The 18,119-nt window shown below is 43.5% G+C and carries 9 protein-coding genes; 6 read left to right on the forward strand and 3 right to left on the reverse strand.

All coding sequences use genetic code 11. The annotated features are described in order from the left end of the window. Positions 1-820: 820 nt before the first annotated feature. From KJS69_RS00225 to KJS69_RS00250, 6 genes are all read left to right on the forward strand, one after another. On the forward strand, positions 821-7,342 hold the full coding sequence (locus KJS69_RS00225; protein ID WP_213581063.1) for a leucine-rich repeat protein: 6,522 nt from the start codon (positions 821-823) through the stop codon (positions 7,340-7,342). A gap of 425 nt (positions 7,343-7,767) precedes the next feature. After that, positions 7,768-11,181, forward strand: a complete 3,414-nt coding sequence (locus KJS69_RS00230) for an S-layer homology domain-containing protein (RefSeq protein ID WP_213581064.1) — start codon at positions 7,768-7,770, stop codon at positions 11,179-11,181. A 171-nt stretch (positions 11,182-11,352) separates the two neighbouring features. Next, the gene (locus KJS69_RS00235; RefSeq protein WP_213581065.1) at positions 11,353-13,044 is read left to right on the forward strand and encodes a methyl-accepting chemotaxis protein; all 1,692 of its coding nucleotides are present in this window, start codon (positions 11,353-11,355) and stop codon (positions 13,042-13,044) included. Between the two features lie 470 nt (positions 13,045-13,514). Next, positions 13,515-14,015, forward strand: coding sequence for a hypothetical protein (locus KJS69_RS00240; RefSeq protein ID WP_213581066.1), 501 nt, complete (start codon positions 13,515-13,517; stop codon positions 14,013-14,015). Between the two features lie 48 nt (positions 14,016-14,063). Continuing rightward, positions 14,064-14,474 carry a helix-turn-helix domain-containing protein gene (locus KJS69_RS00245; RefSeq protein ID WP_213581067.1) on the forward strand — a complete coding sequence of 137 codons (411 nt, stop codon included), beginning with the start codon at positions 14,064-14,066 and terminating at the stop codon, positions 14,472-14,474. Positions 14,475-14,481: 7 nt separating this feature from the next. Further along, positions 14,482-16,368, forward strand: a complete 1,887-nt coding sequence (locus KJS69_RS00250) for a hypothetical protein (protein WP_213581068.1) — start codon at positions 14,482-14,484, stop codon at positions 16,366-16,368. A gap of 52 nt (positions 16,369-16,420) precedes the next feature. On the opposite strand, the gene KJS69_RS00255 is transcribed toward KJS69_RS00250, so the two are convergent. The 3 genes from KJS69_RS00255 to KJS69_RS29505 are packed head-to-tail and all read right to left on the reverse strand — an operon-like array spanning position 16,421 to position 18,047. After that, complete coding sequence (locus KJS69_RS00255; protein WP_213581069.1) at positions 16,421-16,732, reverse strand: acyl-CoA thioester hydrolase/BAAT C-terminal domain-containing protein; 312 nt, start codon at positions 16,730-16,732, stop codon at positions 16,421-16,423. Next, positions 16,657-17,013 carry a hypothetical protein gene (locus tag KJS69_RS00260; protein WP_213581904.1) on the reverse strand — a complete coding sequence of 119 codons (357 nt, stop codon included), beginning with the start codon at positions 17,011-17,013 and terminating at the stop codon, positions 16,657-16,659. The genes KJS69_RS00255 and KJS69_RS00260 overlap by 76 nt, the downstream gene beginning before the upstream one ends. Before the next feature lie 23 nt (positions 17,014-17,036). Then, positions 17,037-18,047: a hypothetical protein gene (locus KJS69_RS29505; RefSeq protein ID WP_249730280.1), complete on the reverse strand. Its 1,011-nt coding sequence runs from the start codon at positions 18,045-18,047 to the stop codon at positions 17,037-17,039. Positions 18,048-18,119: the final 72 nt, after the last annotated feature.

Genomic DNA, 18,119 nt, shown 5'->3' on the forward strand with positions numbered 1-18,119 from the left:
GTAGATAGAAGACATTAAAGCCTCTACCTGAGATGGTGAGGCTTTAATGTTAGAACAACAATGATCTTGAAGGCTAAAGGAACTATCGATTTAATCATTGATAAAATAACGATTGACGGAAAACCCAAGCATTGTTGAAATCGACGCACCTACATCTAGAGATGGGTGCTTTTTGTTGTGTAGCAATCCTTTTGATCTAAGAAGAGGCACGATAAAAAATGAGACATAATTGGGACTAGCAACAAAGGATTTTATATTACCATTATTATTAGATATGTTTCGCATCATTTATAGGAATTGGAAAAGGGAAGTATGATGAAAGATTTATTGTACAGCAAGCAATTGCGAGTCTTGATGGCCGCACATCTACGTAAGGGAATTTTCGGGCCCAAAATAGCTACCAATAGGACAACAGCAAAAAGCGGTAAGATCATTTATTTGTCAAACAAAATGCTACTGGGGATGGAACGAGCTGGGAGAAATCCGCCCGGAGATTTGCACACTGCACTCGTGCAAGAAGCAGTTTAGCGATCAAGTGTGGGTCTATGCCGGGATATGTATCAAATCATTGAGGATGATACGAAAACTCGTACATTCAAATGAAAAAAGCGTTCGGACCTTTGGCAGCTTTCGTGCGGATGCTTCTGGTGAAACAGGTATGCTCGATCGCGATTGGGAAGTGTATCCGATAGTGTCAGATGATCGTGGTTAAGATCATCTCTATTATGTATTTTATCATAATTAACTATATTGGTTCTGAGATGAGAATTATTAACACATCCATTTATGGAAAATAAGTTGTAATAGGGGGATTTTTTAAATGGTAAAGAGAGTTTTAAGCTTGCTACTAATCATTATTTTAGTAATTAGTGCATTTCCTCTTGGAGTATTTGCAGAGGAAATGCAATTAGAAGAGCCTATTGCGCCAATTGTCCAAAACTCTGCAGACAAAGGAATAATTATTGTAAAACATTTAGTTCAAGGTAGTGATTATCCACTTAGACACGAACAAATTACAAGGAGCCTAGGAACTCATACAGTATATGCCAACGATATACCAGACTGGGTCTTGGCAGAGCCTGATAGAGCAAAGGAAGTAACTTTAAGTTATAAAGACGAAATTGTAACAGTAGTGTTTTATTACAAAAAGGACATCTATGGAGGGGACTTTGAATTTGATGAAAGTACTGGGACTATAATTAATTATAGAGATAATATGGGTACTAAACCAGATGTGGTAATTCCTGAAACGATAAGGGGAGTTCCGGTAAAGAAAATTGGAGGAGAGGCTTTTAGGGGGAAAAATTTAACGAGTGTTGTCATACCTAATGGTGTGATTGAAATTGGGGAAAGTGCATTTTTTGGAAATAAACTGGTAAGTGTTACGATACCTGATACTGTTGTTTCTATTGGTAATCAGGCTTTTATGGCTAATCAATTAACGAGTATTACCATACCAAATAGTGTTACGACTATTGGCAATAAGGCTTTTCAGGGTAATCAACTAGAAAATGTAACTATTAATCATGCTGTTACGATTGGAAACTGGGCCTTTTATAAAAACAAATTGGAGAACATCACTATCCCCGATGGAGTCACAACCATAGGTGAGGGAGCCTTTAACCAAAACCAATTAAAAAATGTCAATTTACCAAATACTCTCGTTAGTATTGAAAATCAAGCCTTTATGAGTAATCAACTAAAGGAGATTACGATACCTGATAGTGTTACAAGCATTGGCGAATGGGCATTTTATGGGAATCAACTAGAAAGCGCTACTTTATCCAATAATCTTACTAGAATAGGGAATAATGCCTTTTCCACGAATAAATTAGAAAATGTTACGATACCCGAAGGTGTTACTAGTATTGGAGGTTATGCATTTTTAAACAATCAACTGACAAGCATTGATATTCCAGAAAGTGTGACTGAAATTTCAAAAGGTGCTTTTGCCAATAATCAGATTAAAAATATTACTGTTCGTAGTAGTATTCCTAACTTTGATACCAGTGCTTTTAGTGGTAATCCTGTACAGTATCTTTCCCTACCAGGGGATATTGATAATCCTAATTTTTCAGATGGTATTATTAATCTTTTGCCCTCTGAAATCATCATAGTAACTGATGAAAATAGCCCTGTTCACACATTTGCTGTAAATAAAGGAAGAGCCGTACAACTAATAGGTAAAACTATAACCTTCGACTTAAAAGGTGGGCAAGGAGGTTTCCCTTCCCATACGGTTAGTTTAGGAGAGCCTTTAGTTAAACCTGAAGTTATTCCTACTAAAAAGAATGCTGTGTTTAAGAATTGGCAAGTAAGCTGGGGCTCTGTTTATGATTTTAGAAATGTAACTGAGAATATAACCATTTTTGCAGAGTGGGAAGAAACCATCCCTGACACTGGGACAATTAAAGTCAATTACATAGATATGGACACAACTAACATTATAGAAACGGAAACATTAGAGGAAGAACTAGGAACCCACACAGTAAATGCTAAAGAAATAGCAGGCTATACCTTAGCAGATGAGACTAGTAAACAAGTAACTTTAACTACTAAAGACGAAGAAGTAACAGTAGAATTTAAGTACAAGAAGGATCAATTCGAATTTGATGAAAGTACGGGTACGATAACTAAATATATAGGTACTGAACAAAACGTAGTCATCCCTGAAATGATTAAGGGGGTAGGTGTGGTAAAAATAGGGGATGCTGCTTTTAAGGAAAAGAAACTACAAAGTGTTGTTATCCCAAATACCGTAACTATTATTGGAAATGAAGCCTTTTCTGGTAACCAGTTAAAAGAAGTTTATATCCCAAATAGCGTGACAAGTATTGGCGATAAAGCATTTGAGTATAATCACCTAGAGAATGTTACCATAGCGGATAGTGTAGCTAGTATTGGAAATTATGCATTTATGGCAAATGTGCTAACAGATATTACTATTCCTACTAGTTTAACTAAGCTTAATGTAGGTGTTTTTGCTAGAAATCAGCTTAAAAATGTCATTATACCAAGCAATGTAACCAGTATTGAGGATATTGCATTTTTCAGTAATCCTTTAGAATATATTTCAATACCTAAGAATACTACCTATATTCACAAGTCCTATGATGCTATCCCTAACCCGGCTATCATCATTGCGGAAGAAAATAGCCCTGCTCATACATGGGCTACAGAGATCGGTAAACCAATCCAATTAGTAGGGAAAACAGCCACCTATAATCTAAATGGTGGAGAAGGAGATTTCCCTTCCCATACAGTCGGATTTGGGGATCCTTTAGTTAAACCTGAAGCCACCCCTACTAAAGAAAATGCATATTTCTGGTACTGGCGAATAAACTTAGATTCTGATTCTAATTATGATTTTAGATCTGTAACAGAGGATATCACCATTTATGCAGAATGGGAAGAAATATTGCCGGATACAGCTACCATTTATGTAAGCCATAAAGCTGTGGATACCAATGAAGAATTAGAAGTAGAAACACTAACGAAGGAACTAGGAACTCACACAGTACATTCGAAAGAATTTGCAGGCTATATTTTAGCAGATGATGCTAGTAAGGACGTAACTTTGTCTACTAAAGATGAAGAAGTATTAGTAGAGTTTAAGTACAAGAAAGATCCATTTGAATTTGATGAAAGTACAGGAACGATAACAGGCTATACAGGTACCGAACTAAACGTAGTAATCCCAGAAACTATTAGGGGAGTAAGTGTAATAAATATAGGAGATCATGCTTTTAAGGGGAAACAACTGCAAAGTGTTGTTCTACCCGATAGTGTTACTAGTATTAGGGAACATGCATTTTCACAAAATCAACTAAAAAATATTATTATACCTGATGGTGTTATTGACATTGGAATGTATGCATTTTCCCAGAATGAACTTACAGCCGTCAGCATCCCAAATGGTATTACCAGCGTTGCAAGTGGTTCATTCTCACAGAATCAACTTAAAAATGTTGTTATTCCCGATAGTGTAACTAGTATAGGGGAATATGCATTTTCACAGAATCAACTAAAAAATATTGTTATACCAGATAGTGTTACTGACATTGGAATTTATGCATTTTATGATAATCATCTAACAGATATAAATATTCCATATGGTATGACAAAGATTTCTAATGGAACTTTTAAGAAAAATCAGCTTACAAATGTTATTGTTCCTAATAACATCATAAAAATAAATAATGATGCTTTTTATGAAAATCCTTTAGAGTATATTTCAATATCTAGTAGTACTACCGATATTTATTATAAGGAGAATGCTTATCCTGACGTAATTCCAAGCTCAACCATCATAATAGCAGAAGAAAACAGCGCAGCCCATACTTGGGGTACAAAAAAAGGGATGGCAATACAATTAGTAGGCAAAACGGCAACCTTTGATTTAAAGGGTGGGCAAGGCAATTTCCCTTCCCATACAGTTAAATTAGGAGAACCTTTAACCAAACCTGAAACGATTCCTACTAAAAAGGATGCTGTTTTTAAAAATTGGCTAGTAGACTCTGACATTGTTTACGATTTTAGAAATATAACCGAGGATATAACCATTTTCGCAGAGTGGGAAGAAGCAATCTCAGCTACAGCAACAATCATAGTCAAGCATGTAGATGTAGACACCAAGGCAGGACTAGAAACGGAAACATTAACGAAGGAACTAGGAACTTACACAATAAATGCCAAAACAATTGCGGGCTATACTTTGGCAGATGATGCTAGTAAGGAAGTAACTCTAACAACTAAAGACGAAGTTGCAACACTAGAGTTTAATTATAAGAAGAACCCATCGGTGCAAAGCGTCGAGTCGCTTGCTGACATCGAGGTTTCCTATGGTACGGAACGTTCGGCTCTGCCATTACCGTCCAGCGTTCAAGTCACGTTAAGCGATCAAACTAACCGAAGTCTTGGTGTATCGTGGGACGATGGAAACCCGGCCTATAACGGCAATACAACTGGAGAGTATACGTTCACTGGGACACTGGCACAGGACGTAGCTAATCCGCAGAATTTGACCGCGCAAGTGAAAGTGGTCGTGAACCCGAAACCAGCAGAGCCTCCAGTTGTATCAAGTGTTGAGTCTCTCGACGATATCGAGGTAGCCTATGGTACGGAACGTTCAGCTCTGCCATTGCCATTTACGGTTCAGGTTACACTAAGCGATCAAACTAGCCAAAGCCTCGGTGTCACGTGGGACGACGGAACCCCAGTATATAACGGCAATACAGCCGGAGAGTATACGTTCACTGGAACACTGGCGCAGGACGTGTCGAATCCGCAGGGCTTGACGGCGGAAGTGAAAGTGGTCGTGAACCCGAAACCAGCAGAGCCTCCAGTTGTATCAAGCGTTGAGTCTCTCGACGATATCGAGGTAGCCTATGGTACGGAACGTTCAGCTCTGCCATTGCCATCCACGGTTCAGGTTACACTAAGCGATCAAACTAACCGAAGCCTTGGTGTAACGTGGGATGATGGAAGCCCTGCATATAACGGTAACACAGCTAGAGAGTATACTTTTACTGGCACGCTGTCACAGGACGTGTCGAATCCGCAGGGATTGACGGCGAAAGTGAAAGTGGTCGTGAACCCGAAACCAGCAGAGCCTCCAGTTGTATCAAGCATTGAGTCGCTCAACGATATCGAGGTTTCCTATGGTACGGGACATTCAGCTTTGCCATTGCCATCTACGGTTCAGGTTACACTAAGCGATCAAACTAACCGAAGCCTTGGTGTATCATGGGATGATGGAATCCCGGCATATAACGGTAACACAGCTAGAGAGTATACTTTTACTGGCACGCTGGCACAGGACGTGTCAAATCCGCAGGGCTTGACGGCGAAAGTGAAAGTGGTCGTGCACCCGAAACCAGCAGAGCCTCCAGTTGTATCAAGTGTCGAGTCTCTCGACGATATTGAGGTTTCCTACGGTACGGAACGTTCAGCTTTGCCATTGCCATCTACGGTTCAGGTTACACTAAGCGATCATAGTATTCGAAACCTTGGTGTCACGTGGGATGATGGAAGCCCGGCATATAACGGCAATACAGCCGAAGAGTATATGTTCACTGGAACACTGGCACAGGACGTGCCTAATCCGCAGGGCTTGACAGCGAAAGTAAAAGTGGTCGTCAGGCCATCTGAGCCGGACCCCAAATCACCGATCTGGCCGAATGGCAGTGAACTGACGGTTTCGGATATCACCAAAACAAGCGTAAAACTATCCTGGCCAGAAGCGCAGGATACCAACGGGGTGATCGGTTACCGCATCTATGTCGACAGCAGGGAAGCTCAGACCGTTACCGGCAGCGTGTACGAACAAACTGTCACAGGTCTGACAGCAGGCACCGCCTATACGTTTACCGTCAAAGCGTTCAACGCAGTCGGGAGCGAAAGTGAGCCGCTCAGCGCCAAAGCAACGACTGCCCGATCATCGAGTGGCGGAGGAGGCGGTTCAGGTGGTGGTTTCGGAGGCGGCCGCACGTTATCGGGCAATGCTGATCTTGTTGATCTGCAAGTATGGGTGGGCGGCAAGAAGCTGAAGCTCAGCCCATCATTTGATTCGGGAACGACAGGTTATACAGCTCGTACAGAAGCCGAGCAGATCGAGATTGTGGCGAAAGAGGCGTACTCTGCAGCTAAAGTGATATTGAAGGATAAAGTCATTACGGATAGAATTAAGGTAAATCTGGATGAAGGCGACAATACGTTTGTGTTGACGGTACAGGCGGAGAATGGTACGAAGAAGAAATACAGGCTGACCATTTACCGTGAAACACTTAAGGGCTCCGAGCTAGTTATCGAATTTACCGACATCGCTGGTCACTGGGCAGAGAGCAATATCAAGCGTGCCGCGGCGAAAAGCATCGTAAGTGGTTACCCGGATGGAACGTACAATCCGAACCATCCCGTCACCCGGGCAGAGTTTACGGTAATGCTGTTTGGTGCCTTGCAGTTGGAGGAAGATGGCGCAACGCTCACGTTCACCGATCAAGATCAAATCGGAACATGGGCGAAGCAAACAGTCGCCAAAGCAGTAAAAGCTGGTATTGTCAGCGGATATGGAGATGGCAGCTTTCGACCAAATGCGCAGATCACCCGTGCAGAAATGGTAGTCATGATCGCTCGAGCGCTGAAACTGCCGCCCAAAGAAAATATTGCAACTGGCTTTGCCGATGATGAAGCGATTCCGGAATGGGCAAAGGGCGCTGTAGAAGCGATTCGTGAACTGGGCATCACCAGCGGTCGTGAAGGAAATAAGTTCGTTCCGGATGACAAGGCGACGAGAGCGGAAGCGGCGACTATTTTGATCAGGATGTTAGATATCCAAAAATAAGCTGGAACAACGCGGAGTTTCCAGAAAGGGATTCTTCGCGTTGTTTTTTCTAGTTGGACAAAACGATTAGAGGACTGTGTGGCAACTTTTCATGATACTACATATCACCGGGCCAAGAATTTCCTCTGTCGCAGTAAGCGGCCAATTCGCAGAACTTGACTGTGGAAATAAAAGTGATCGTCAACCGAAGCAAACAGAGACCAAAACGTCGACATGGCCAAAAAAAATACGTTTACCATTAAGGCATAAACGATACTGCGAAAGTGAGTGAGCCGCTCAGCACCAAAGCAATGACCGCCAAATCTTAGGGTGGTAAAGGAGGTAGTTCAGGTGTCGATCGTTCAGGCCGGGAATCGTGAAACTTTATTACAGACTGATCGGAAAATCAATTTCACCAGACGAATTAAACAGGAGTTGACAATAGGATGAACAAGAAGGGACTTTTCATCACCCTTATTGTTGCTGTATCTATGGCCGTTTTCTTATTAGGTAAATTCGAAAAGGTAGATGCTGCATCAAATTTGCTAGAAAATAAGGAAAGTGGCGATGTTGTTAAATTTGCTGGCGTTGAATGGGTACTTTTAAATCCAAGTGAACGTTATATTGTAATGAAAGACTATTGGTTGAAGGATGGTAAACAAGTTACAGCTCCTTTTAACACCAAGAAAACGAATAAATTTGATCCAAGTCAAAAGGAAAACATTGGGTACATATTAAATACAGAATATTACAACACGCTTAGTAATATAGAGAAAGGGATGGTGGTCGAATCGGTATGGGATATTAGTCCTTTTTTGGGAGTAGGTATTCAAACAGTAAGAGCGAAAATTGGTTTACTCTCATTAAGAGAATGGCTGGAATACAAAAGTGTTTTAGGGAACCCTTCATGGGTTTTTTGGACGCTCACTCCGCATCCTCAAAACAACGAGCAAGTATTTGCAATAGGAGCGGATGGTAATTCATATGCTTGGTCAACCTGGAAACCAGAATGGCCTACAGTTACTCACCCCGCTTTAAAACTTAAACCAGGAGTCTTTGTAAATCCGCTTACTAGCGAGCTTCAACCGCTTGAAGATGATAATAATCCTCCTACGATTTCATTTGAGCCAAATGGCAATACGACAAAGCAAAAAGTACATTCTACAAAAGTCTGGGTATATGATTGGTTTGGTTCAGGTGTAGAAGAAGCCACATACAGATGGAAGAAAGGTAATCAGTATGTAACTGGAAATATTCGAATGAATGAATATCCGATGATAATTAACACGCCAGATAATGGAGACGGGGAATATTATTTAGAAGTAACCGCCGTTGATGCGGCAGGGAATCGAAGTTCCCAAGTATCAAAACCATTTGTAGTAGGGAGCTTAGAGGTAACAAGTGTAAATCCGCTCGCTGATATCTCAGTTGACTATGGAACGACTCGTTCTGCACTGCCACTGCCGTCCACCGTACAAGTTACGCTAAGCGATCAAAGTATCCGAAGCCTTGGTGTCACTTGGGATGATGGAACTCCGGTGTATGATGGCAATACAGCCGGAGAGTATACGTTCACTGGCACGCTGTCACAGGACGTGTCGAATCCGCAGGGCTTGACGGCGGAAGTGAAAGTGGTCGTGCACCCGAAACCAGCAGAGCCTCCAGTTGTATCAAGCGTTGAGTCTCTCAACGATATCGAGGTTTCCTATGGTACGGAACGTTCGGCGTTGCCTTTGCCACCTACGGTTCTGGTCATACTAAGCGATCAAACCAGCCAAAGCCTTGGTGTAACGTGGGATGATGGAACTCCGGTGTATGATGGCAATGCGGCTGGAGAGTATACGTTCACCGGAACCCTTGGTACGGAACGTTCGGCGTTGCCTTTGCCACCTACGGTTCTGGTCATACTAAGCGATCAAACTAGCCAAAGCCTTGGTGTCACATGGGACGATGGAAGCCCGGCATATAACGGCAATACAGTTGGCGAGTATACGTTCACTGGAACGCTGGCACAGGATGTGTCGAATCCGCAGGGCTTGACAGCGAAAGTAAAAATGGTCGTCAGGCCATTTGAGCCGGACACCGAAGCGCCGCAATGGCCTGATGACAGTGAACTGACGGTTTCGGATGTCACGCAGACGAGCGTGAAACTTTCGTGGCCAAGCGCAACGGATAACGTAGGAGTGACCGGTTACCGGATTTATGTGGATGACTTTGAGTACAAAACGGCAGGCGGGAACGAAAATGCACTCATCGTTAATGATCTGACGGCGGAGACGAGCTATACGTTCAAAGTAACGGCTTACGATGAAGCAGGGAATGAAAGCGCGGGACTGACCGCATCGGCCAAGACGCTGCCGCAGCCGACGGAGCCGGACACCGAAGCGCCGCAATGGCCGGATGGCAGTGAACTGATGGTTTCGGATGTGACGCAAACGAGTGTGAAGCTGTCCTGGCCGAGCGCGACGGATAACGTAGGAGTGACCGGCTACCGGATTTATGTAGATGACTTCGAGTACAAAACGGCAGGCGGCAGCGAAAATGCAATCATCGTCACTGGCTTGACGGCAAAAACGAGTTATATGTTCAAAGTTACGGCTCACGACGAGGCAGGGAACGAAAGCGCGACACTGAGTGCATCGGCCAAGACGCTGCCGCAGCCGATGGAGCCGGACACCGAAGCTCCGAGATGGCCGGATGGTAGCGAACTGACCGTGTCGGATATTACGCAGACGAGCGTGAAACTCACATGGCCAAGTGCAATAGATAACGTAGGAGTGACGGGCTACCGGATTTATGTGGATGAAGTAGAGTACAAAGCGGTAGGCGGTAATGTAAAAGGAACCATGATCAACGGTTTGGCTACTAATACATCCTACACGTTCAAAGTTACTGCTTATGACGCTGTGGGTAACGAGAGTACGTCGCTCAGCAAGCAAGCAACAACAGCCCAATCTTCGAGTGGAGGCGGCGGTACCGGGGGTAGCGGTTCCGGAGGAGGCAGGGTGTTATCCAGTAACGCCGATTTGCAAGAACTGCAGGTATGGGATAAGGATAAAAAATTGGAGCTAAGCCCATCGTTTGCTGCCGGTACGACAAGTTTTACAGCCCGAACACAAGCCGAGCAAGTCGAAATTATGGTAAAACCGGTGCACTTTGCGGCGAAGGTGATGCTGAAAGAAAAAGAGATCACGGACAGAACGAAAGAACATCTGGAGGAAGGCGACAATACGTTTGTGTTAACGGTGCAGGCGGAGAATGGTACGAAGAAGAAATACACGTTGACTATTTACAGAGAAACACCCAAGCCATACGAACCAGTTATTGAATTTACCGACATTGCCGGACACTGGGCAGAAAATCACATTAAGCGTGCCGCGGCCAAAGGAATCGTCAGCGGTTATCCAGATGGGACGTTCCAACCGAACCATCCTGTTACTCGCGCGGAATTTACTGTGATGCTGACAGGTGCCTTGCGGTTGGAAGAGAAGGGCGCTGCTCTTACATTTAACGATAACGATCAAATCGGGGCATGGGCGAAGCAAGCGGTTGCCCAGGCGGTACAGGCGGGAATTATCGACGGATATGAAGACGGCAGCTTCCGTCCGAATGCGTCGGTTACCCGCGCGGAAATGGCGGTCATGGTCGCACAAGCGATCAAACGACCGCTCAAAGCCCATACCACAACTGGTTTTGTTGATGATGAAGCGATCCCCCAGTGGGCGAAAGGCTCTGTAGAAGCGATTCGTGGGCTTAGCATCGTCAGCGGCCGCGCAGGTAACAAGTTCGTGCCAAATGATACGATGACAAGAGCGGAAGCGGCTACTATTTTGCTCCGGATGGTAGACATTCTAAAATAAATCTTTAAACAACGCGAAGCGTCCTGAAAAAGGGATTCTTCGCGTGATTTTTTTGCAAGGGAACTATAAAAAATTGATTGCACATCGGTGCCCGTGTTCATTGTTTAATTTCATCTTTTTAAATATAATTATTCTAAATAGATAAAAAACAAGGGGGAGAACCAATAGATTATGAGTATTAAAATGAAAAGTTTCATTTCGTTCGCAGTTCTTTTTATCGCTTTTATAGCGATGCAGTTGTTTCAGTACTTCATATCCGAAGCACAGTGGAAGGAATTGAAAAAAATTGAGGATCATACCTTGAAAGCTGCCCTTTTGGCGGATGATTTAAAGTTATCTGTCGTGCAAGTGCAGCAATGGCTCACTGATATAAGCGCGACGAGAGGCAAGGATGGACTTGACGACGGTTTCGACCAAGCCGCAAAATACGCGGCTCTTTTTCATGAAAACCTGAAAAAAATGAAAGATATGTATCCGCATGAAGCGCAAAAGTTGGATGAAACCAAAACTTCTTTTGACCGATACTATGAAATGGGGAAAAAGATGGCAAACGAGTACATCGCCGGCGGATACGAACGTGGTAATCGGATCATGGGCGAATTTGACAAAAGCGCCGAGGACATCAATAAACGTATTGATGAACTCCGTAACAGCAAATTAATCGAGATCACAAACGCAGTCTTACAGGCCGAACAAACGAACAAGGCTAATAACCAATTGTCCGTCATCTACCTTGTGATCGTACTTGCAGTCGGTCTTGTGGTTGTTTATTTGCATAGTCGTTCAGTCATCCGGCCGCTGAAAAAACTCATTCAAGGCACGAAACGGATTGCCGAGGGAGATTTAGGCCAGCCAATAGCGGCAATATCCAAGGATGAAATTGGACAGCTTGCCCTTTCCTTCGAAGCGATGCGGCAGAATTTGGCCACGTTAATAGAACGGATTAAAGCAACAAGCGAACAGGTGGCAGATTCGTCAAAGCAATTGGCAAGCAGCGTCGAAGAAACTGTACTGGCTGTTAATCAGGTTGCCGTGGTGACCGAGGAAATTGCAAGTGGCTCCGATATGCAGGTAAGTGTGACGGAAGAAAGCAGCAAGGCAACGGAAGAAATGGCGATTGGTGTGCAGCGCATTGCCGAAATTTCCGGTGAAGTGGCGGAACTCTCCAACGAAACGGCAAAAGCAGCCGGCGCAGGTAATGAATCGATTCAAGAAGCGATTAGGAAAATGGAGATGGTTAGCAAAACGGTTCATGAATCGGCTTCCCTGGTCAGACAGCTTGGGGAACGATCGAACGAAATTAATCGCATAACCGAGGTTCTTGCGGGAATTACCAGTCAGACGGAATTGTTGTCCTTAAACGCCGCCATCGAAGCCTCGAGAGCCGGAGAACAAGGAAAAGGATTCGCAGTTGTCGCAGGCGAAGTCAAAAAACTTGCGGAACAATCCAAACAGTCGGCGGATATGATCGCGGATATGATCGAAAAAGTTCAGGATGATATTATCAAAGTGATCCGATCTATCGAAATCGGTACAAAAGAGGCGGATGAAGGGAATCAAATCATACAATGGGCAGGAGGGATTTTCCAAAATATTGTTGTAGATTCAGAAAAGATTGCTGCGCAGGCCGAAGAAGTTTCTGCGGCGACGGAACAAATGTCAGCCGGTTCTGAACAAATTAGCGCTTCCATCGGTGAACTGAACAACATTGCCACCGCGTCTTACAAAAGGAGTAGAGATGCTGCTTCATTCGCACAGGAACAGTTGGCCTCGATAGAAGGGATTTCTGCTTCCGTGCAAACATTAAGCCGCATGGCCAAAGAATTGAATAACTCTATTCACAAGTTCAAAGTTGAGCATTAAACTATTCTAGTTCCGGTCATTTTTCTTCTCTACCGAAGCGAAGTAGATAACCGTTTTTACGAACGATTTGACAGCTTTTCTACTCGAAGCGGGTTCGGGGCCATGTCATCCGAACCAGCTTGTGCTAACAGATCTTCAATTTGTTTTCGTTGGAGACAACTCCGGCTAATATTGCAAAAGTAGTTTCATATTCATTGTTTATCCGCTATGGATCAAATAGGTCTTTTTGCTTTCGCGGCTCTTACGACAATGGGCGGTATATCCTCTTGCTGCATACGCCATCCATTGTCCCTCACTTGTGTTTGCGTCATGCTTGGCAATAAAAAGCCGCTCGTTTCCCGACAGGGAATCTAAGCGGCAATTGTTTTATCTCCAAAAACCTTTAAGGAATTGATTATATTCGAATCGAAGACGGCATTTACTTTTCACCCACTCTAAAATATCGCGATGTCGAATTGGATAATCCAGAGATGCTTATCCAAGCATTCAGAGATAGAATAAATGGTTTCTACCTAGGGCCAATAAAGAAACTGAATGAAGACAATGACGCATTTGCGGCAGGCTTGCTCTGTGTAACAACAATGGATGTGCTATCAAGACTGAAATCAAATAGCGAAGAAGTGCGCAAAAGGTATGTTCATTGGTTGGCCACGGAAATCCCGGAGTTCGCCCAGCGTCTACCAGGTAAAAAGCAGATATTGGCCGATATATTTTACAAACATTTCAGAAACGGTTTGGTACATGAAGGACGTATTAAAGATGGGGGGCAGTTCTCCTATATTTTTGGTGGGATGATTACCGTTGAAAATCGATTTATGATTGTTAATCCTCGGCAACTGGCCGACAATATTGAAACGGTTTTTAATCGGTACATGGCAGAGGTTTTGACCAGTCCGGAAGAATTTCAGAGCTTCTCCAAAATGATAATTCGTGATTTTGGCGCAGAGATAGCACGTGCAAAAAGGCCTTGATAACAGGACAGTGGAAATATGCATACAGAAAGACAGGAGCTAGAAAATTTGATTTATCTAATCGAGTCTTACCAGAAAGTAATCGATCTTCTTCTGGAGCATCGAGACAAGGAAGGAATAAGTCGGATACCACAAACAAAAATGGCCGAAGTTCTACAAGTATCTCAAAGTAATGTATCAAGAAAGTTGAGAACATTAATCAGATTCGGTGCAGTTGAGAGAAAAGGTCATGCAGGAGCTTACTGTGTCAAAGATACCAATGTCATCGAAAAAACACCGATTGGATTCGCACTAAAATTGATCCTAATATTGCAGAAACATCCTGAAGTGATCATGGATTATGCCAAACAAGCGGAGATCATGGGTGTTTCTTATCATGACATCCAGGTTGCTTGGGGGCACTTGATTTATATCGGAGGTTCACCCTATCAAAAACGAGTGGAAACGATAAAGGAATGATAGAAGCATGTCTCATCCTAAATCTTCAGATTTAAGCATGAACTGGGCGATTGACCGGAAGACAAATGAAATAAGATCGGCAAGAGAGGTACATAATCACCAGCATTTGAAAGAGCCAAATCGTTATGTCTGTTTAGGATGTAAAGAACTTCCCAAACATCTCCTATCAGCGAACGAAAAGGACAAAGAACCAACGGTTCTTGAACATGTTGCCGATGATGAATATCCTTTTTTTCGAAAAGGCAAGTTGCAGCAGCATTACGAAAGGTGCCGTTTTCGGAGTCCGGATTCAAAAGTCATTTCGCTGGCAGAAACAAACGGAATGTCCGTCGATGAACGAGCAAAGGTAATCAGAATATTAACAAGCGCCAAACTGGTCAGAAAAATTGGGGATCCATTGGGGTATTCAAGACGAGCGTATGCCAAATTCTTTACCCAGCCGGCTCACCAGAAGTTTTATTTTTTCTTATCCAGTCTGCTGAAAGATTATGAGATTAATACCTTCAAGAATAACGTTTCTGTATTCGGTGTCCTTACAGAAAGCGGGGAAAAAGTTAAATTTGCTGATATATTCGGAATGCAGGACGATATCATCAACAGAATCGACAAACTCGGTTCGAGTTGCTTGGCTGTAGTTGTAGGTACCGTAAGAAAAGCTTCTCATAAAGGTCATATTATAATTGATTTTTCCACCAGTAGAGAGGAAAAAAGACGAAATTCAAAACCATTTCGACTCTATGTGCATCATGATTACGCAGCTAAAGTTGGCGACGTTACGCTTCTAGAAAATCAGAAGATCGCTTGCTATGGTTTTGCGGAAAAGAAAATGCTGGCACATGGCACGGTTTATCAAATGGAGTTGTATTCCATAGAGCATCAAATCTATTTTTTCGAAAACCCTCCGGATCGGAAAAGAATCGGCTCAATTGAAGAGCCTGACGACCCGATTGATTACGCGCTGCAAGAATGCTCAGGTTTCACATCAAGATTTTGGGGAACGGAGCGGCTCGCCGATCAAATGATCAAAGATTTATTAACCATACATGGACAAGCAATAGCGGCACAACACAAGGCAAATTTGGCGAAAGAAGAAGCGAAGCAACCCGGCTTCGAGGCGTTTATGACGAGTTGGAACAAGTTGCGTTCGCAAATAGCAAACGATAAAAAACAGGTTGAACAATTGCAATTGGAGCTGCAGCAAGTTGCCGCGGCGCTTCGGAGTGAAGGTGCGAAGCTATCATCCAGATTCGGTTTTAACCGAAAAACTTTGGGGGCTCTTGAAGATAATCGAAATCGCATCCAACAACAAATTCAAGAAATCAATCAGGGACTAAAAGCAAAAGAAGAAACACTTCAACTAAATAACGAGAAGAAACTTCAGTGGGATAAATGGAAGCAGTCATTGGAAAAGCGAAAGCAAGACATCGAGAGAGCAGATCGAGGCGCTGTTACAGAAACAAAACTCAAGAGAACATTAGCTGCATTTGATCCATTTCTTTTTCGTATTCCGCTAAGGCACCCTCGATGGGATTTGTTTCTCGGATTCCATTGCAGCGTAGAAGATGAATCTAAGGGTATCATCAGAGCAATTATGCAACTTTACACGGCACATGATCAGGCTTGGCTTCCGGCAGATCATTCCCTTAAAGAGAGAGTTATTGACCATCACTTTAGTGTCAATCAGCTGAATTTGTCACCAAGAGAGGCAATGAAAGGACTTTATTCCAAACTGGGGCAGGCCATTTTCGAATACCTTCAGCTTATGGGATGGCCTGCTTCGAAGTGTAAGTGTCCGAAATGCAAAGGCTCGTTGAGGTTGCAATATCGAAATGAGCAATTTTCCCTCCTATGCTGGGATTCGAAATGCAGAAACGGTTATGAGTTAAAATGGTAGGAAATTCCTAAAAAATTCAACTGGAATTTCCTTTAAACGATATTATCGAGCTTTATCCATCCAAGTTTTGTTTCAAAAAGTCAAGCATCTTGGGCCAGGCGTCGAGAGCGGTGCGGGTATTGGCCTTGTCGCTGCCGCCAAATGTAACCGTCATACCTCCGCCGGGAGACAGCATTACATTGGGCGGCATATAGGGCAAGGTGTACGGAAAACAGAGGAAGTGACCTGCATCCTTATAATGAAGATGGATGTTTTTATAGGGATGGTGATGACAGGTTAACCATTCCATCACGATCTCAGCAAACTTTGATGAAGGCCATAGCTGGTCGTCGCCACCCGAGACGAGCATGATTGGTCCTTGCATTCGCTCAACAGGAATACGGGCAGCTCGGTTTTGGCTGAGTCTTTCAACGTCTTGATAAAGCCGGCCTTATTGCCGCTTGGGCGCCGTGTGATCCCGTTCCAGAAGAATCGAAATGTACCGCTTGCGTCAAATTTTGGTTTCAAATAAGGTAAAGCCTCATTGTTCAGCGTCCATGCAGGATGTGGGAGGGGCATATTATTGCGGGTGCCCGCGTAACGGTATGCGCTCGGGGAGGCGGTAATGACGGCCGATATTTCCGGATAGGTTGCTCCTAATTGCAAGGCCAATTCTCCTCAAGTATGAATCATATGAGGATATACTCAGAGAGCAATCGTTTGTACACTGCTGCATTGACATTAGGATCAAACAAATCATGGGAGCTTTCACCGAACCGGATGTTATTGCTGATTAAACGTTGCACATGAGGCTGCAAATCCCCGGGGACAAAAAGCCCCAATGCCTGTACAGCGTACTCTTTGCACCGCCTGATTGCCTTATAGAAAACCGGCAACTCATAAGGCATAGCGGAACCGCAGAGTACTCGAACATTTGCATGGACAAACTCCTCCTGAAGCTGCTTTTCCCCAAGTACGCCACAATCTATAACAATAAAGTTATAATCTTTGTTTAACTCCTTTGTGAAATAGAAATCCATTTGTTCAAGTATATAGGCGTTCCGGTCCTGCCCAGGTTGAAATAGCTGGACAATATGGGCCAGATGTTTGCTGGTATTAGCCTCTACATAGCAAGCCGTTCCACCATGGCTGTTAATCCAGCAGACCAGATTGAACGCCGTTGTTGTTACTCCTGTCCGGCGGTCACTTCCTGCAATAGCGATTGTAATATTGGTACAGTCAAAGCGATATTGCTCTTGTTGGGGCAGAGGTAATTCATCATTGGTTTGAGTAGGAGCGGGGGAGATCTTATATCTTTGCATGCCATTAGCGGAAAGGCATTCCAAAATTTCAGCTTGAATGTCTTCTATGTCTTGTGCGGTCACAAGATCAGATACACCGGATTGGATCAATTCTTTCGCAAACGAGCTTTCGGCTTGCAAACCCTCGGCTATTACAATTATTCTGGCTTCGTACATGATGAGAAAGGACGCAATGGCTTTTACAAATTCTACATCGTCCTCGACCACGGCATTTCGATCTATCACAAAGTACTTGAAGTGGCTAAAGTTACGCATGTCTTTTACGACAAACTGCAAAAGAGAAAAACGGCCAGTGAGCTTTTTGGCAATGAGATTGGTTTCCTGTTCAGCAAAATCTAGCAGATTCACTCTGTCCTTGCTGGTCAAATATAAAATCATCGCTTACACTCCCCTAAGCAAGAGCAATACCGTACCTACAAGAACCAATGCGATGTAGAGGAACAATTCAAT

Origin of the sequence: Paenibacillus sp. J2TS4 (assembly GCF_018403245.1) — a bacterium.
Lineage (GTDB): Bacteria > Bacillota > Bacilli > Paenibacillales > NBRC-103111 > Paenibacillus_L.